Origin of the sequence: Duganella sp. CT11-25 (genome assembly GCF_047302815.1) — a bacterium.
In the GTDB taxonomy this organism is placed as follows: Bacteria; Pseudomonadota; Gammaproteobacteria; order Burkholderiales; family Burkholderiaceae_D; genus Rugamonas.
Genome location: NZ_JBKBFD010000001.1, coordinates 2,026,726 through 2,041,459, shown reverse-complemented (window position 1 = coordinate 2,041,459; position 14,734 = coordinate 2,026,726). Strand labels below are relative to the sequence as shown.

Below are 14,734 nucleotides of genomic sequence, written 5' to 3'. Positions count from 1 at the left end.
GCAATGACGACAACGACTCAAACCCCGCGCTACTTCGCGTTGCTGCCCGCCGCCGGCGTCGGCGCGCGCATGGCGGCGGATGGACCCAAGCAATACCTGACGGTTGGCGGCAAGCCGATGCTGCGCCACGCCGTCGACGCCTTCCGCGCCAGCGAACTGGTGGCGCATACCTATGTCGTCGTCAGTGCTGCGGATGGCCAGATCGACGCCGTGCTGCCGCCTGGCCTGGACGGCGTCACGGTACTGCGCTGCGGCGGTGCCACCCGCATGGACACGGTGCTGAACGCGCTGCGCGAACTACACGGCGTGGTTGACGAGAGCGACATGATCATGGTGCACGATGCCGCGCGCCCCGGCCTGACGCCGGCCTTGATCGCGAAGCTGATCGACGGCGTCGGCGACGACGCGGCGGGCGGCCTGTTGGCGCTGCCGGTGGTGGACACCGTCAAGCGTGCCGCCGGTTCGCCGGCCCTGGCCGCGGCGACGGTGCCGCGTGCCGGATTGTGGCTGGCGCAGACGCCGCAGATGTTCAGCTACGCGCTGCTGCTGCGCGCACTGGGCAGCGCGCCGGATGCCAACGCCATCACCGACGACGCCAGTGCCGTCGAGATGCTGGGCTACTCGCCGCGCCTGATCGAAGGCCATCCACGCAATTTGAAGGTAACGCTGCCAGCCGACATCCGCATCGCGGAAATGTACCTGGCCGCAGGTGAACAAGGATAACGACATGACCGCACCAAAACTCCCATTCCGCATCGGCCAGGGCTACGATTGCCACGCGCTGGTGGAAGGCCGCAAATTGATCATCGGCGGCGTCGACATTCCGCATCACGTTGGTTTGCTGGGGCACTCGGATGCCGACGTGCTGCTGCACGCGATCACCGATTCGATCCTGGGCGCGGCCGCGCTGGGCGACATCGGCAAGCACTTCCCGGACACCGACCCGCAATTCAAGGGCGCCGACTCGCGCACGCTGCTGAAGGAGGCGGCGCGCCGCGTGGTCGCCACCGGCTACAGCATCGGCAACATCGACGCCACCATCATCGCGCAACGCCCGAAGATGGCGCCGCACATCGCCGGCATGTGCGCCAACATCGCCGAGGATCTCGGCGTGGCCGTCGGCCAGGTCAACATCAAGGCCAAGACCAACGAGAAGCTGGGCTACCTGGGGCGGGAAGAGGGCATCGCCGCCGAATCGATCGCCTTGCTGATCGCTTCGTAAAACAAGGTCCGCTCGGTTCCCAGGACGCCGATGGCGGTGTGGCGAGATACCGCCGGGTAGTCTGCAAGAAAATCTTCCAGTGACTTCCCGCGGAGCAGATAATCGAACATGCGCTTGATCGGTACCAGCGTGTCTTTAAAAACGGGCATGCCGCCCAGGATAGTCGGCTCCATCTGGATCAACGGCGTAATCGATTTCATGAACGCCAATAGTTCCGGGTCAATCGGGTCAGCAGGAGATCTCCTTGGCGGGATGATGCGCCCGTTTATCTTGTGAACCGGTGTGGAAAAGTATTTTGGGTCGTACGGAGGGCAATCCTCATCGTATTCGATATTGTCGTCCGGCATCTGCAAGACCGTATTCCAGTCATCTTCCATAGATGAACAAGGTTTCTCGCTCTTCGCGATTTGCTTTTCTGAATGAGATAATTCGGATGTCATCGTTTCTCTCCGTATAGGTAACTGCCACTTCGCGGCCCGCAAAATGACCGATGGTTATAAAACGGCGTTCTCCATAGCGAACTCGGGTATCTTCTGTCGTGAATGTCCTGCCAGCGAACACAGCCGAGGCGTTGGCAAAATCCAAACCATGCTTGCGGAGGTTGCTCAGCCGCTTCTTTTCGTCCCAAGTATAGGATGTCATTTTCAGTGTACTGGCTTAAAGATTTCCTTCAAGCGGCACTGAACGCAAAATGCCAGGCTGCCAGGACATCGTTTCGATATCCTGTGCCTGGCATTCTCTGCTGTCGTTCGACTAGATCAATGTGGCGTCGATGGCATCAGTAGTTGCCGTAGCCGGTCGGTGATGCCGGGAATGCGTTCCAGTCGCGGATAGCGCAGCGATCCGAAATAGTCGATGGCCACGGTGCGCGTGGCGCCATCGGCTTCAAACGTCAGTTGGATCGGCTGCTTGCCGGCGGCGGCTTCCTTGATCGCTTGCTTTAACAGCTCGTCGGTATAAGGCCGCTTGCCGACCGAGACCAGGCGCGCGCCGAGGCTGATGCCGGCGCGGAAGGCGGGACTCTCCCACGCCACGCTTTTGATCGCGCCTTTGCCGGCGATGACCAGTCCCAGCGACGTAGACAGGTCGATGCCGCCCAAATCGATCTCGTGCCGCATGAAGAATTCGGTCGGCTGGTCCGTATAGACCAGGTGATAGCCGCCGCGCCTCAGGCCATCCAGCAGATGGGTATCGTCATGTGTTTGCAGCCGCGCGGTGAAATAGCCGGACCAGTCATACGGCGCGATCTTGTTGAGCGTCTTGCAGATATCGGCGAAGGTATAGGTCGAGATGGTGCGGCTGTTGTCGCCCGCGCCGAAGAAGACGGCGGCGAAATCCGTCATGCTCTTCTTGTCCGCGGTGAGCTCGCGCAGCAGCATGTCCACGTCCAGCCAAAGCATGACGCCTTCGGCGTAGTAATCCTCGCGCCGCTGCCAGTCGCGCCAGTTGACCGCCTTGCCCGGCATGTATAGCGCATCGATGGTGCTGTCCTGCAGCGACTTCCATTGACGTCCGGGACGATTGCTCATCAACGACGCATCCACCGCCAGCGCATCCAGTGCCTGCTGCGTTGTGCGCAGGCCGAGGCGAGGCGTCATCGCATGGGCCCAGAACTCCGTCTGCCCTTCATAGAGCCACAGCAGGCTGCCGCGCATCGGCGTGTTCAGGTCGGGCGCCCACAGGTCGGCCGGCTGCCGGCTGCGGCCATTCCACGAGTGGATAAATTCGTGGATCACCAGGTTCCCCATGAACATCTGCTCTCCCGGATCCTGTGCATAACCGGCGGAGACATTGATCTCGGTCGATTCCTGGTGCTCCACGCCGCCGCCGGACTGCATCACGTCCGACAGCGACATGAGGAAATCAAAGTGGCGGTAGTGCTGCGAGTTGAACAGGCGCGGGACTGCGGAGGCCATCGCGCTGAACTTGGCCACCAGTTCCGGCGGCAGCGCCAGTGCGGCATCCGTATCGCCGAACAGGTTCAGCCGCACCGGGATCGCCGGCGCGGTGGTCAGCTCGATGCGCTTGAAGTGCTTGCCCGCATAGACCGGCGCATCGACCAGCTCCTCGAAGCTGGCAGCCTTGAACGACACCTGGTTGGCCTTGACGTCGGTGGTTTCCAAGGACGTCGCAAACTGGAAGCCATCAGGCATGGTCAGCTCGGCCTGCACGGCGATATTGCGGATGAACCAGCCCGCCGGGTAGAGTGCCACCTTCTGCCACGGCAGCATCAGCATGCCGGCGGAGATCAGCTGAGGTCCGCGTGCGGCTGGCAGATATTGGAATTCGACATCCAGCGTGCGCGCACCGGCGGGAGCGTTGACGCGAAAGGCAAACGGGTTGACCGGATCGCGCTGCCAATCCAGCCGCCGCGCGCCGGCCTTGATGGTCAGGCCTGCCAGCGGCGCCACCTCCTGCGTGGCGGAATGGCTGCCGGTCTCCCATTGCGGATACAACAGCACCATTGCGCCGGCCTTCTGGACCGGGATGGTTTCGCGCACGCGGAAGATCTTGTGGACGCTGTCGGTGGCGTCGACCTTTAGCTGGATCGTACCGTGAAAAGGGATGTCGCGCGGCGCTTCGATCGCCGGTGGAGCGGGTACCGGTTGCGGGCCGACGCTTGCGCAAGCCGGCGCCATGCACGCGGCGGACAAGAGCAAGGCAAGAACGGTGTTTTGCATGAGCAGAATGTCGCGTTGGAGGAAAGCTTCATTATGCAATAGGCATGCCATCCCTGATGCGAAGGCTTGGCGGGGAGAGCGCCCAGTCGCGCCGTCCGTTTTGGGCGACTGGGTGTCCGTGCGGACGTCCGCGTCCCGTGTCAGGTCGGCAGCGCTTGCCATCGACCACCTGAGTCTGGCCGATGGCAAGCGCTTATGCCGCGCTCCGCTGCAGCAGGGCGGCGATGGCTTGGTCCAGCTTCACCGAACCCTTGCGCGAGCCTTGCTGGCCGCCTTCAAACTCGATCCAGCCTTGGTTGAAGCCGTCCAGCATCTGCATGCGCGGCGTCGGATTGTTCATGCCCTGCGATGCGAACAAGCCGGCCCACACATCGCGCGGCACGGCCGCCGTGCCGACCTCATGACCCAGCAGGCGGCTGAAGCTCGCGGCGATATCGGCGGGGCTGATGCGCGCCGGACCTTCCAGCTCCACCACGCGGCGGCCGCTCCATGATTGCTGCAGCAGTTCGCAAGCTACCGCCGAGATATCGGCGCAGGCCACCATTGGCACCTTGCGCTCCAGCGGCTGCAGGAAGCTCGGTATGCGATGGGTTTCGCGTGCCGCCGCCACATCCCACAGGCTGTTCTCGATGAACCACGCCGCACGCAGGAAAGTGATCGGCAGGTCCAGCGTGCCAAGCTCGCGCTCCATGATGCCCAATTGGTTCAGCAGGTTGGGCTGTGTCGCCTGCGCGCCGACGGTGGACAGTACGACCACGCGCGACGGTTTGGCGGCAGCCAACGCCTCGCGCAGGGCGGCGATGCTGCGGCGCGCTTCCGGGAAGCCTTCGGTCGGATCGAAGGTGGGCGGCAGCAGCACGAAGACCGCCTCTGCGCCGGTGAAGGCGCGGGACAGCGCGGCGCCGTCGTTCACATCGGCCAGCGCCACTTCCGCGCCGCGCGCGGCCCAGGCTGTGCCCTTGGCGGCATCGCGTACCACGGCACGGACGGGCAGTCCGGCCGCCAGCAGCTGATTGCCCAGTTCCGAGCCGACTTGTCCTGTGATACCGGTGATTGCATACATGGTGTTCTCCTTGAATGAGGCGGCGAATTCCGCATGTGAAGAATTCTGATGCAAAACGAGTCATACTCCGATAGCATGGAACTCATATCATTCATGACCAATGAGCATATATGGCATTCGACGAGCGGGTAGTGAACGGCATGCGTGTGCTGGCGGCCATCGTGGACGGCGGCAGCTTCGTGCGCGCGGGCGAGGCGCTGGAGATGTCGCAGTCCGGCGTCAGCCGCGCCATCGCCAAGCTGGAATCGCGCTTGAATATCCGGCTGTTCGACCGCACCACGCGCAAGGTATCGCTGACCGACGAGGGGCGGCGCTTCTACGCGCAGATCGGGCCACTGCTGGCTGGGCTGGAGGAAGCGGTGACCTCGGCCGGCGAGGGCGCGGTGGTGGTGCGGGGGCGCCTGCGGGTGAATATCGATCCGCTGTGCGCACGGCTGCTGCTGGGGCCAAGGCTGGGCGGCTTCCTCAAGCGCTACCCGGAGCTGGAGCTGGACCTGATGGCGCGCGATCACCTCGGCGACATGGTAGGCGACGGTTTTGACCTGGCGATCCGGCTTGGTCAGCCGCAATCGTCCTCGCTGATCGCCCGCAAGCTGCTGGACACGCGCGTGCTGACGGTCGCCACGCCGGCCTATCTGCGCAAGCACGGCACGCCGAAGAAGCCCGCCGACCTGGAAGGGCCGGAGCATGTGTGCCTCCACTTCCGCAATCCTGCGACGGGGCGGCCCTTCGACTGGGAGTTTCATCGCGGCGGCAAGACCACCATCGTCAATCCGCACGGCCAGTTGACGCTCAACGACGCCGGTACGATGGAGAGTGTGCTGATGTCCGGCTACGGACTGGCGCAGGTGATCGACCTGGCGGTAGCGCCGCTGCTGCGTTCCGGCGCACTGGTGCCGGTGCTGACGGCGTGGCCGGACGAGCGCTTTCCCTTGTACGCGCTATACCCGTCGCGGCATCATCCGCCGGCCAAGACGCTGGCCTTCCTCGATTTCGTTACTTCGCTGGTGGAATAGGGAAGATCAGGCAGGTTGTCGTGGCATGCGCATACAGCTTGCCGTTGGCGTCCGTGATGCGGCCTTCGGCCACCGCCACCTGGCCGCCCACCGTCACGACCTTGCCCTCGGCCCGTACCGGGCCGGTCTGATCGGTCATCGCGCGGATGTAGTTGACCTTGAGCTCCAGCGTCGTAAAGCCTTTCCCCTGGGGCAGCATCGAATGCACCGCGCAGCCGACCGCGCTGTCGAGCAGCGTCGCCGCGTAGCCGCCGTGGACCGCGCCGCTCGGATTGTAGTGCTGCGGCCCCGGCGTGCCCTGGAATATCACCACGCCAGGCTCCACGCTGATGGGGATGAAATCCAGTGTCGCGCCGATGGGCGGCGGCGGCAGTTCGCCGGCGCTGATCGCCGCGAGGAACTCCGCGCCGCTGCGGGAGCTGAGCTGCTCGCGCGTCGCGACGCCTGGTTGCGCCAGTTTGGCGCGGACGGCGGCTTCTTCGGCCAGCCACTGTTCGTGATTGCTCATGCGGTCTCCTTTAGCGTCGGATAGAAGACTATAAACGATCTGCTAACATGGCGCTTTTGACGGCAAGGGATGACGATGGCGCGGGATATTTATGCATACCGGCAGGTGGCGGTGCATTCGGTGGCGCGCGGCGGCAAGGTGGAAATCCATCCGGTGCCGGGGCAGGCGTTCTCGCCGGAGCTGCACGTGCAATGCTCGCGGCGCATGAGCGATACGCGCGCATACCCGCTGGGCACCAGCTTCCTGCTCGATGCCAAGCTGACCGACCGCCAGGGCGGCACGCCGTATCTATACGCCTGGCACGGCGATGAGATCAAGGTCCTGTCGCCCAAGGAAACCAAGGCCTTCCTGGCCGAATTCAAGCGCGGCCGCATCTAAAGAAGTGGTGTCAGTGCCGACATTCGGACACAAGCTCTGCCGCAATGCGGCTGGGCCTGTGTCCGAATGTCGGCACTGACACCGCTGTTTCTGACACCGCTGTTTTAGTGGACGGCGTGCAGCTTGATCGCGGGCTGGTCGTCTTCTTCGCCCCACTTGGCGATGACGGCGGCCATCGCCAGAGCGAAGACGCCGCCGACGATCATCGCGCTGGAGACGCCCAGGTGGTCGACCGCCATGCCGCCTACCAGCGCGCCGCTGGCGAGCGAGATCTGCGCGGTGGCGACGAAGACGGCGCCGCCGCTTTCCATCGCATGCGGCGCGGCCTGGAAGATCCAGGTTTGCACCGAGATCGGCATCATGCCGAAGGCCAGGCCCCAGATGACGATCAGCGCCGTGGCTCCCCAGATGCCGGTGCCGAGCAGCGGCAGCGCGGCGGCCGACAGGCCGAGGATCAAGCCGGTGGCGATCAGCGATTTGCGCACGCTTTGCGCGACCGCCCAGCCGCCGATCAGGTTACCGACAAATCCCGCCGCGCCATACGTCAGCAGCAGTGCGCCGATGGTGCCGGCGTTCAGACCCGCGACCTGGCTGAGGAACGGCGTGATGTAGGTGTAGGCCGCGAACTGGCCGATGAAGATCAGCAGCGTGACGATGATCCCCAGCCGCGCCTTTTTCACCAGCAGCAGTTCCGGCAGCTGGCGGAAGGTCAGCGCTTGCGTTGCCGGCAGGCGCGGCAGCAGCCACATCTGCGTGAGCAGCACCAGCAGGGCGACCGCGCCGGCGGCGTGGAAGGCCATGCGCCAGCCGACCAGTTCTCCGATCAGCGCGCCGGCCGGTACGCCGGCCACCGTGCCGACCGAGACGCCGGCAAAGATCAGCGAGGTCGCCTTGGTGGCCGAGGCCGCCGGCACCAGCCGGGTGCCCAGCGCCGGGCCGATGGCCCAGAAGCCGCCGACGCCGACGCCCAGCAGTGCGCGTCCGAACAACACCAGCGGGAACGAGTGCGATAGCGCGACGATCAGGTTGGAGACGATCAGCGTGGCGGTCAGCCCCCAGATCGCGTAGCGGCGGTCGGCCTTGCCGATGCCGACGGTGACCAGGATGGCGGCCAGCGCGCCGACCAGTCCGGGGATGGTGACCATCAGGCCGGCGATACCTTCGGTGACGCCCAGCTCGGCGGCGATGGACGGCAGCAGGCCGACCGGCAGGAATTCCGTCGTGACCAGCGCGAAGGCGCCGATGGCGACCGACAGCACGGCCAGCCAGGCGCCCCGGGCCGGAGTGGGCGCGGGAGCAGGGGACAGCGGGGCCAGCGGCGCGTCGTCAGCGACGACCGCCTGGGTATTGGTATGGTTTTGCATTGGAGTCCTTAGGTGCGGTAAAAACACTTGAGTTTTTTACTGATCGGTTCATAATGTACGCACGAAAGAACTTTGTCAATGAATTTTTAACCGATCGGTATGAAAGATATTTCCGCTACGGCGCGCAAGACTGGCCGGCCGCGCACCTTCGATGCTGAAAACGCGCTGGACAAGGCCATGAAGGTGTTTTGGGAGAAGGGCTACGAGGGCAGTTCGCTGCCGGAGCTGACCGAGGCGATGGGCATGAACCGGCCCAGCATGTATGCGGTGTTCGGCAACAAGGAGAACTTGTTCCGCATGGCGCTGGACCGCTACGCCCAGACCCATGACCCGCTGTTCCATGCGGCGCTGAAGAAGCCGACCGCGCGCGCCGTGGTCGAACATTTCTTGCGCGGGAACGCCGACGCCCAGACCGAAACCGATAACCCCCACGGCTGCCTGGTGATCAACGGCGCGCTGGCCTGCAGCGACGATGCGCTGCCGATCCGCGATACGCTGATCGAACGCCGCGCCGCGAGCGAGGGCATGCTGCGCGAACGCTTCGAACGCGCCAAGGTCGACGGCGATCTGCCGGCCGACAGCTGTTCCAGCCAGATGGCGCGTTATGTGATGACGATCTCCAACGGCATGGCGGTGCAGGCCGCCGCCGGCGCCAGCCGCAAGCAGTTGCAGGAGGTGGTGGACCAGGTCTTGCGCGGATGGCCGGTCTGACAAGTGATATGACGAGCGTTGCTTTTAGGTCATATATTTTGTCAAAATGAAATTTATGTTGTGCTTTTGAAATTGATCGGTACAATGGCCACATTGCATCCATTTCCGAAGGTCACGACATCATGAAAATCGCTCAGTTGATCCAGGCAGCAGCAGTCACCGCATTGTTCGCCTCCGGCGCCGCCTCGGCTGCCGGCAATGGCAATCTCATTTCGAACGGTGACTTCGAGGCCTATACGGTCGGCGTCGCCAGCGGCGGCTACACCAAGGTGGATGCGGGTTCGAGCGCCATCACCGGCTGGACCATCGGCGGCGTATCGGTCGACCTGATCAAGAATAGCTACGGTTCGGTGAGCGGCACCAGCGTCGATATGCTGGGCACGCCTGGACCGGGTTCGTTGTCGCAGCTGTTCAGCTACAACGCCAACACCACTTACACGCTGTCGTTCGACGTCAGCCGTAATCCGAACGGCAGCTACACCGCGTTGTCGGTGGACGTCAACGGCATCCATCACGAGTACGTCGGCACCAGCCTGGCCACCACCCAGAGCTTCAGCTTCACCACCGGCAACTCCGCCGGCTCGCAACTGCTGCAGTTCAGCAGCGTCAATGGCGACGGCTACTCGGGCGCGGTGCTGGACAACGTGACGCTGACGGCCGCCGTGCCCGAGCCTGAAACCTATGCGATGCTGCTGGGCGGCCTGGGCCTGATGGGCTTCATGGCCCGCCGCAGGTCCGGCAAGAAGGCCGCCAAGTAATCGCTTAGTCCGAACCGTCGTCGTCGTCGTCGGTTTCCGGCACGCCGTTCTTGACGGCGCGCGTGCGTGCGGCGTCGATGTCGGTTTTGAGTTTCGCCGCGTTGGCCATGAACTGGTCGACGCTGCGGTCTTCACTGTGCCGCACTTCCGGCGGCAGCAACACCGACATGTACAGCTCGTCCGCCGTGCGGCCCGTGCCTTGCAGGTTGGTCATCAGCATCAAGCCGGCGCCGCCCACCAGCATCACCCAGCACGCTATCGCGAAGCGCCGCGGATGGTGCGGCTTGATGGTGATCAGGTGGAAGAACAACATGCCGCAGGCGATCGCCAGCGTCACCAGATTGCCATAGCGCGTCAGCGTTTCCGCCGACCACGCATAAGCCATCACCGCGCTGCCCGCGCGCCACAAGCCCACCACCGCCAAGCCGCTGCCGAGGATGAACAAGTGCCGGCCCAGCCGCGCGTGGCTGCCGAACAGGCGGTTGGCCAGCGCCCACACGCCGGCCCACAGCAGGCCGGCCGCCAGGCTGGACGCCAGCACCAGCAGGTAGCGGATCAGCGCAAACGGTTCGACATCGGACAGCCAGGTTTCCATGCAGGTGAAGACGGCGATCAGTACCAGGCCGATGGTGGCCGGCGTCGCGCCTTCCCAGCCATGCATGGTGGTGTCTTCCACTTCGGCCGCCACCGGGAAGTCGGCGGCGCGCACGCGCAGCCGCGTGTGGCCGAGGCGCACCACGGTGTCGCCGCCCAGCGCGACGCTGGTCTGGCGCTTGCCTTTGTATACCGTGCCGTTCTTGCTGCCCAGGTCGCGCAGCACCAGCTTGCCGTTCTCGCCGGCTTCGACGATGGCGTGGCTGGCGGCGCTGTGGGCGTCGTCGAGGATGATGTCGTTGTCGTAGCTGCGGCCGAGGCGGATCGGCAGTGCGCCGACCTTGTGACGATGCAGCACGTCGCCGTTGCGGGCCAGGATTTCAACGAAGTAGGGGGCGGTCATTGCGCGGCTCCCTTGGCGGGCTTGGCGGCGACAGCGGGCTTTTTGACGTGCACCGGCGCCAGCGACAGCGAATCGAGGAACACGCGCGACAAGCGCATGCCGTTGTCATAGGAAACACCGCGCGCGTCGAGCCGGCTCTGCAAGCTCATCAAGCCCTGGTCGGTGGTCGCGGTCAGCAGCGCGAAATCGTACAGGCCGGCGAACTTGCGGTAGGCGCGCACGCACAGCACGGCGCGCAGCGGCAGGTTCTTGTTCTTGACGAAGTCCTCGGTGCAGTTGGGACCGGTCAAGCGGGTGTCCTTGTTGTTGCCGAAGTGCTCGTTCTTGAACGAGGCGCTGGCCAGTTGCGCGAAGCGCAGCTTGTCGAGCCCGGTGCCGCGCAGGAACTGGTGGCGGATGCTGAGCTGGCCCGTCTGCAGCGTGCCGCTGACGAAGATCGCCGATTCCATCGCGCAGCTGGCGTCGTCCACCGTGAACGGCTTGTCGGCCTTGACGTTGGAGCGGCCCCAGCAGCGCATCTGTTCGGACTCGCGCACCGGCACCTGGTACGGGCCCATCGGCTTCAGGCTCAGCGGGCTGGACAGCAATTGATCGACCATCGCCTTCTGGTGGTTCAGCAGCTGGCCGGCCACCACCGAGGTGAACTCGGCCGGTGCTTGCTTCTGCTCTTCCACGCGCTTGAGCAAGTCCTGCGCAAAGCGGGCCGGCACCAGGAAGCTGACCAGTTCGCCATCGAGGCGCTTGGAGACGTTGACGCCGGCCACCGAGCCATCCACCGTCACGCTGGGGCCGCCGCTCATGCCGGAGTTGATCGGGCCGGTGAACATCAGCTGGTCGTAGAAGCTGCGCGCGATCACGCCGTTGTAGGCGCCCTCGGAAATGGCGAAGCCCAGGTCCAGCGGATTGCCCATCGAGTACAGGTACTGGCCTTGCGTCAGCTTGGCCAGCTGCTCGGGCATCTTGAAGAAGCCGGTGCCGTTGCGGTTGACGCGCAGCACCGCCAGGTCGTGCAGCACGTCGACCGCCAGCAGTTCCACATTGCCGCGCTGGCCGCTGGTGTCCACCCATTCGCCGACGTAGGTGTCGGGATCGAGCGCGAACTGCGACACCACGTGGTAATTGGTCACCACCAGGTTGCTGGTGCCGATCAGGAAGCCGGAGCCGACCGACGATTGCGTGCGGCCGCTCTTGAGCAGCGAGCGCACTTGCAGGATGTCGTTCTTGGCGGAAGCGTAGAGATGCTGGGCCGCGCTGGACGGCGGCGGCAGCGGGGGGGGGGCGGCGGCCGCCGCCGGTTCGCCGGGCTGGGCCGGTGCGGCGGGCGCAGCGGGTACGGCAGCCGGCGGCGCGGCGGCGGGTTTGGTGGCCGGGGCCGGGGCAGCCAGCGCGCTGGCGCAGGCCCAAGTTAAAGCGAGTGTACTGGCTAGCGCGGTAACTTTCATGCAGTCCTTAAAACGTTTAAAGCGCGCCATCCTCCACCGGGGCGGGTGTCAGCGGCGTCATCATGTGGCCCAGCTTGGCGGCCTTGGTATTCAGATAATGCTGGTTGAAGGCGTTGCGGTTGACCAGCAGCGGCACGCGCTCGGCCACCTCGATGCCTAGTTTAGTCATGGCATCGATCTTACGCGGATTATTGGTCATCAGGCGTAAGCTTTTCACGCCGAACTGGGCCAGCATCGGTTTGACCAGGCCGTAGGTGCGCTGATCCGGCTTGAAACCCAGCTGCTCGTTGGCCTGGACCGTGTCGGCGCCGGCTTCCTGCAGGCGGTAGGCGCGGATCTTGTTGATCAGGCCGATGCCGCGGCCTTCCTGGCGCAGGTACAGCAGCACGCCGCGGCCTTCGGCGGCGATCTTCTTCAGCGCGCCTTCGAGCTGGGCGCCGCAGTCGCAACGTTGCGAGAACAGCACGTCGCCGGTCAGGCATTCGGAATGGACGCGCGCCAGCACCGGCTCGCCGTTGCCGATGTCGCCCAGCACCATCGCCAGGTGTTCCTTGCCGGTGGCCTTTTCGACAAAGGCGTGCAGCGTGAACTGGGCCCAAGGGGTCGGCAGGGCGCAGGAAGTCATGTAATCCAGTTCGTCCGGTGCCGGGGTTTCTGCGCTCTGCGACATAGCTATGCTCTTTAATATGTATACATTTGAAGGTAAAAAAGGCGCGCCGGGCTGTTCAAACAGACCCGGCGCGCCCTTCATGATACCAAAACTGGCGGAAATTTATTTTAGGCCAGCCTCTAGCTTAGTTCGGCAGATCGAACAGCAGGATCTCCGCCGCTTTCGCCTGCTCCAGCGTCACCAGTGTTTCATCGGTGATTTTCAGCGCATCGCCGCCCTGCAGCACGGTGCCGTTGATCGTCACTTCGCCGCGGATCACGTGGGCATAGGCGCTGCGGCCCGCCGCCAGCGCATGCTTCAGGCTGTCGCCCGAGGTCATGATGGTGGCGTAGATCGCCGCATCCTGGTGCACCAGCACCGAGCCTTCGCGGCCGTCGTTCGACGCGATCAGGCGCAGCTGGCCCAGTTTGCTTTCCGGCGTGAAGTTCTTTTCCTCGTAGCTGGGAGGAATGCCGATCTCGCTGGGCTGGATCCAGATCTGCAGGAAATGCACCTGGTCGGTACGGGAGCCGTTGAACTCGCTGTGACGCACGCCGGTGCCTGCGCTCATGCGCTGGACGTCGCCGTAGTGCAGCACCGAACCGGTGCCCATGCTGTCCTTGTGCTCCAGCGCGCCGCTCAGCACGTAGGAGATAATCTCCATGTCGCGGTGACCGTGGGTGCCGAAGCCCTGGCCGGCCTGTACCTTGTCTTCGTTGATCACCAGCAGCGGGCCAAAGCCGACATGCTCAGGATCATGGTAGCTGCCGAACGAAAAGCTGTGATGGGAATTCAGCCAGCCGTGGTTAGCTTTGCCGCGGGATTCGCTTTTACGTACTTGCAACATGGTAGGGCTCCGTTTCTGATGATAGGGTTAAATGCTTGTGCGATAATTTCGAAAACTGTTTCGGTATCGCTGCATCCATGAATCACATTGTAGACCCCTGATCCGGATTAAAAAAACGGAAAATTTACCCCTTTACTATCGAAAAAATCGAATGCTCAGACTCAGCCTGGAAGCCCTGCAAATCGTCGATGCCATCGACCGCCGTGGATCCTTCTCCGCAGCCGGCAAGGAATTGCATCGCGTGCCGTCGACTATTTCCTATACTGTTAGCAAGCTGGAGGACGATCTCGGGGTCCAGGTATTCGAGCGCAACGGCCCGCGCGTCGTGCTGACGCCGGCCGGCGTCGAGCTGCTGAAGGAGGGGCGCTACCTGCTGAAGGCGGCCCAGGACCTGGAGCACCGAGTGCGCCGGGTGGCGTCCGGCTGGGAAACCGAGCTGTCGGTGGGCATGGATTCGATGTTTTCGCCCTGCATGTTCCGCGACGATGTGACGGCGTTTTACGACGTGGCGCAGCAGACCCGCTTGCGCATCGTCCAGGAAGCGCTGTCCGGCACCTGGGAGGCGCTGCTGGACCGCCGCGCCGACCTGCTGGTGGGCGTGGCCGGCGACGGTCCGGCGGGCGGCGGCTATGTGTCCCAGCCGATCGGCAAGATTCAGTTTGTGTTCGCGGTGGCGCCGTCGCATCCGCTGGCGGCCGTGGAAGGCAAGCTGGACCGCGTGCACCTGCAGCGGCACCGCGCCGTCAGCGTGGCCGATTCGGCCCGCCAGATGGCGCCGCGCACCGTCGGCCTGCTGCTGGGCCAGGACGCGCTGACGGTGCCGGACATGCAGACCAAGTTCCAGTACCAGCTGGCCGGGATGGGCTTCGGCTTCCTGCCGGAACCGTGCGCGCGTGCCGCCATCGCCGCCGGCCTGCTGGTCGAAAAGGAAGTGGAGGAGCCGAAGCCGGCCGAGACCTTCTACCTGGCCTGGCGCAGCGGCGAGAACGGCGCCGCGCTGAAATGGTGGATAGAGCGCATGCGCCAGCCCGGCCTGTTCGAGCGTCTGCTGCGGCATTTGCCGCGCCATGCGCCATCCGTTTGATGTGGAACATGAAA

At 64.3% G+C, this 14,734-nt stretch carries 17 protein-coding genes; 7 read left to right on the top strand and 10 right to left on the bottom strand.

Going from position 1 to position 14,734, the window contains the following annotated elements:
* The first annotated feature begins 3 nt into the window (after positions 1–3).
* Positions 4–723 (top strand): 2-C-methyl-D-erythritol 4-phosphate cytidylyltransferase, encoded by a 720-nt coding sequence (gene ispD, locus ACEN9F_RS08515; RefSeq protein WP_413419607.1) that lies wholly within the window; start codon positions 4–6, stop codon positions 721–723.
* 4 nt (positions 724–727) lie between these two features.
* On the top strand, positions 728–1,222 hold the full coding sequence (gene ispF, locus ACEN9F_RS08510; protein ID WP_413419606.1) for a 2-C-methyl-D-erythritol 2,4-cyclodiphosphate synthase: 495 nt from the start codon (positions 728–730) through the stop codon (positions 1,220–1,222).
* Here ispF and ACEN9F_RS08505 read toward each other — a convergent pair.
* From ACEN9F_RS08505 to ACEN9F_RS08490, 4 genes are all read right to left on the bottom strand, one after another.
* Complete coding sequence (locus ACEN9F_RS08505; protein WP_413419605.1) at positions 1,162–1,662, bottom strand: DUF433 domain-containing protein; 501 nt, start codon at positions 1,660–1,662, stop codon at positions 1,162–1,164. The genes ispF and ACEN9F_RS08505 overlap by 61 nt on opposite strands.
* A complete protein-coding gene (locus ACEN9F_RS08500) occupies positions 1,589–1,864 on the bottom strand; it encodes a BrnT family toxin (RefSeq protein ID WP_413419604.1) in 276 nt (91 codons plus the stop codon). The genes ACEN9F_RS08505 and ACEN9F_RS08500 overlap by 74 nt, the downstream gene beginning before the upstream one ends.
* Before the next feature lie 116 nt (positions 1,865–1,980).
* Positions 1,981–3,903 carry a M61 family metallopeptidase gene (locus ACEN9F_RS08495; RefSeq protein ID WP_413419603.1) on the bottom strand — a complete coding sequence of 641 codons (1,923 nt, stop codon included), beginning with the start codon at positions 3,901–3,903 and terminating at the stop codon, positions 1,981–1,983.
* A 193-nt stretch (positions 3,904–4,096) separates the two neighbouring features.
* On the bottom strand, positions 4,097–4,966 hold the full coding sequence (locus tag ACEN9F_RS08490) for an NAD(P)H-binding protein (RefSeq protein ID WP_413419602.1): 870 nt from the start codon (positions 4,964–4,966) through the stop codon (positions 4,097–4,099).
* A gap of 110 nt (positions 4,967–5,076) precedes the next feature.
* Here ACEN9F_RS08490 and ACEN9F_RS08485 point away from each other — a divergent pair, with 110 nt between their 5' ends.
* Positions 5,077–5,982, top strand: a complete 906-nt coding sequence (locus tag ACEN9F_RS08485; RefSeq protein WP_413419601.1) for a LysR family transcriptional regulator — start codon at positions 5,077–5,079, stop codon at positions 5,980–5,982.
* On the opposite strand, the gene ACEN9F_RS08480 is transcribed toward ACEN9F_RS08485, so the two are convergent.
* Positions 5,963–6,490 (bottom strand): PaaI family thioesterase, encoded by a 528-nt coding sequence (locus tag ACEN9F_RS08480; protein WP_413419600.1) that lies wholly within the window; start codon positions 6,488–6,490, stop codon positions 5,963–5,965. The genes ACEN9F_RS08485 and ACEN9F_RS08480 overlap by 20 nt on opposite strands.
* A 75-nt stretch (positions 6,491–6,565) precedes the next feature.
* On the opposite strand from ACEN9F_RS08480, the gene ACEN9F_RS08475 reads away from it, so the two are divergent.
* Positions 6,566–6,868 (top strand): hypothetical protein, encoded by a 303-nt coding sequence (locus tag ACEN9F_RS08475; RefSeq protein WP_413419599.1) that lies wholly within the window; start codon positions 6,566–6,568, stop codon positions 6,866–6,868.
* A 104-nt stretch (positions 6,869–6,972) separates the two neighbouring features.
* Here the strand turns inward: ACEN9F_RS08475 and ACEN9F_RS08470 are convergent, their stop codons facing one another.
* Entirely contained in the window at positions 6,973–8,232 is a 1,260-nt protein-coding gene (locus ACEN9F_RS08470; protein WP_413419598.1) for an MFS transporter, read from the bottom strand.
* Positions 8,233–8,331: 99 nt separating this feature from the next.
* On the opposite strand from ACEN9F_RS08470, the gene ACEN9F_RS08465 reads away from it, so the two are divergent.
* The gene (locus ACEN9F_RS08465; protein ID WP_413419597.1) at positions 8,332–8,943 is read left to right on the top strand and encodes a TetR/AcrR family transcriptional regulator; all 612 of its coding nucleotides are present in this window, start codon (positions 8,332–8,334) and stop codon (positions 8,941–8,943) included.
* Positions 8,944–9,065: 122 nt separating this feature from the next.
* Positions 9,066–9,701, top strand: coding sequence for an FxDxF family PEP-CTERM protein (locus ACEN9F_RS08460; protein WP_413419596.1), 636 nt, complete (start codon positions 9,066–9,068; stop codon positions 9,699–9,701).
* 4 nt (positions 9,702–9,705) lie between these two features.
* Here the strand turns inward: ACEN9F_RS08460 and ACEN9F_RS08455 are convergent, their stop codons facing one another.
* The 4 genes from ACEN9F_RS08455 to ACEN9F_RS08440 form a co-directional block, all read right to left on the bottom strand.
* The gene (locus tag ACEN9F_RS08455; RefSeq protein ID WP_413419595.1) at positions 9,706–10,698 is read right to left on the bottom strand and encodes an FHA domain-containing protein; all 993 of its coding nucleotides are present in this window, start codon (positions 10,696–10,698) and stop codon (positions 9,706–9,708) included.
* Positions 10,695–12,140 (bottom strand): S1 family peptidase, encoded by a 1,446-nt coding sequence (locus ACEN9F_RS08450; protein ID WP_413419594.1) that lies wholly within the window; start codon positions 12,138–12,140, stop codon positions 10,695–10,697. The genes ACEN9F_RS08455 and ACEN9F_RS08450 overlap by 4 nt, the downstream gene beginning before the upstream one ends.
* 16 nt (positions 12,141–12,156) lie before the next feature.
* Positions 12,157–12,810, bottom strand: a complete 654-nt coding sequence (gene ribA / locus ACEN9F_RS08445; protein ID WP_413419593.1) for a GTP cyclohydrolase II — start codon at positions 12,808–12,810, stop codon at positions 12,157–12,159.
* A 124-nt stretch (positions 12,811–12,934) separates the two neighbouring features.
* The gene (locus tag ACEN9F_RS08440) at positions 12,935–13,636 is read right to left on the bottom strand and encodes a pirin family protein (protein ID WP_413419592.1); all 702 of its coding nucleotides are present in this window, start codon (positions 13,634–13,636) and stop codon (positions 12,935–12,937) included.
* Between the two features lie 151 nt (positions 13,637–13,787).
* On the opposite strand from ACEN9F_RS08440, the gene ACEN9F_RS08435 reads away from it, so the two are divergent.
* Positions 13,788–14,720: a LysR family transcriptional regulator gene (locus ACEN9F_RS08435; RefSeq protein WP_413419591.1), complete on the top strand. Its 933-nt coding sequence runs from the start codon at positions 13,788–13,790 to the stop codon at positions 14,718–14,720.
* Positions 14,721–14,734 lie beyond the last annotated feature (14 nt).

What these genes read in the sequence shown, in the direction of transcription:
- ispD (WP_413419607.1), top strand. Translation starts at nt 4, where the DNA reads ATGACGACAACGACTCAAACCCCGCGCTACTTCGCGTTGCTGCCCGCC.
- ispF (WP_413419606.1), top strand. Translation starts at nt 728, where the DNA reads ATGACCGCACCAAAACTCCCATTCCGCATCGGCCAGGGCTACGATTGC.
- ACEN9F_RS08505 (WP_413419605.1), bottom strand. Translation starts at nt 1,662, where the DNA reads ATGACATCCGAATTATCTCATTCAGAAAAGCAAATCGCGAAGAGCGAG.
- ACEN9F_RS08500 (WP_413419604.1), bottom strand. Translation starts at nt 1,864, where the DNA reads ATGACATCCTATACTTGGGACGAAAAGAAGCGGCTGAGCAACCTCCGC.
- ACEN9F_RS08495 (WP_413419603.1), bottom strand. Translation starts at nt 3,903, where the DNA reads ATGCAAAACACCGTTCTTGCCTTGCTCTTGTCCGCCGCGTGCATGGCG.
- ACEN9F_RS08490 (WP_413419602.1), bottom strand. Translation starts at nt 4,966, where the DNA reads ATGTATGCAATCACCGGTATCACAGGACAAGTCGGCTCGGAACTGGGC.
- ACEN9F_RS08485 (WP_413419601.1), top strand. Translation starts at nt 5,077, where the DNA reads ATGGCATTCGACGAGCGGGTAGTGAACGGCATGCGTGTGCTGGCGGCC.
- ACEN9F_RS08480 (WP_413419600.1), bottom strand. Translation starts at nt 6,490, where the DNA reads ATGAGCAATCACGAACAGTGGCTGGCCGAAGAAGCCGCCGTCCGCGCC.
- ACEN9F_RS08475 (WP_413419599.1), top strand. Translation starts at nt 6,566, where the DNA reads ATGGCGCGGGATATTTATGCATACCGGCAGGTGGCGGTGCATTCGGTG.
- ACEN9F_RS08470 (WP_413419598.1), bottom strand. Translation starts at nt 8,232, where the DNA reads ATGCAAAACCATACCAATACCCAGGCGGTCGTCGCTGACGACGCGCCG.
- ACEN9F_RS08465 (WP_413419597.1), top strand. Translation starts at nt 8,332, where the DNA reads ATGAAAGATATTTCCGCTACGGCGCGCAAGACTGGCCGGCCGCGCACC.
- ACEN9F_RS08460 (WP_413419596.1), top strand. Translation starts at nt 9,066, where the DNA reads ATGAAAATCGCTCAGTTGATCCAGGCAGCAGCAGTCACCGCATTGTTC.
- ACEN9F_RS08455 (WP_413419595.1), bottom strand. Translation starts at nt 10,698, where the DNA reads ATGACCGCCCCCTACTTCGTTGAAATCCTGGCCCGCAACGGCGACGTG.
- ACEN9F_RS08450 (WP_413419594.1), bottom strand. Translation starts at nt 12,140, where the DNA reads ATGAAAGTTACCGCGCTAGCCAGTACACTCGCTTTAACTTGGGCCTGC.
- ribA (WP_413419593.1), bottom strand. Translation starts at nt 12,810, where the DNA reads ATGTCGCAGAGCGCAGAAACCCCGGCACCGGACGAACTGGATTACATG.
- ACEN9F_RS08440 (WP_413419592.1), bottom strand. Translation starts at nt 13,636, where the DNA reads ATGTTGCAAGTACGTAAAAGCGAATCCCGCGGCAAAGCTAACCACGGC.
- ACEN9F_RS08435 (WP_413419591.1), top strand. Translation starts at nt 13,788, where the DNA reads ATGCTCAGACTCAGCCTGGAAGCCCTGCAAATCGTCGATGCCATCGAC.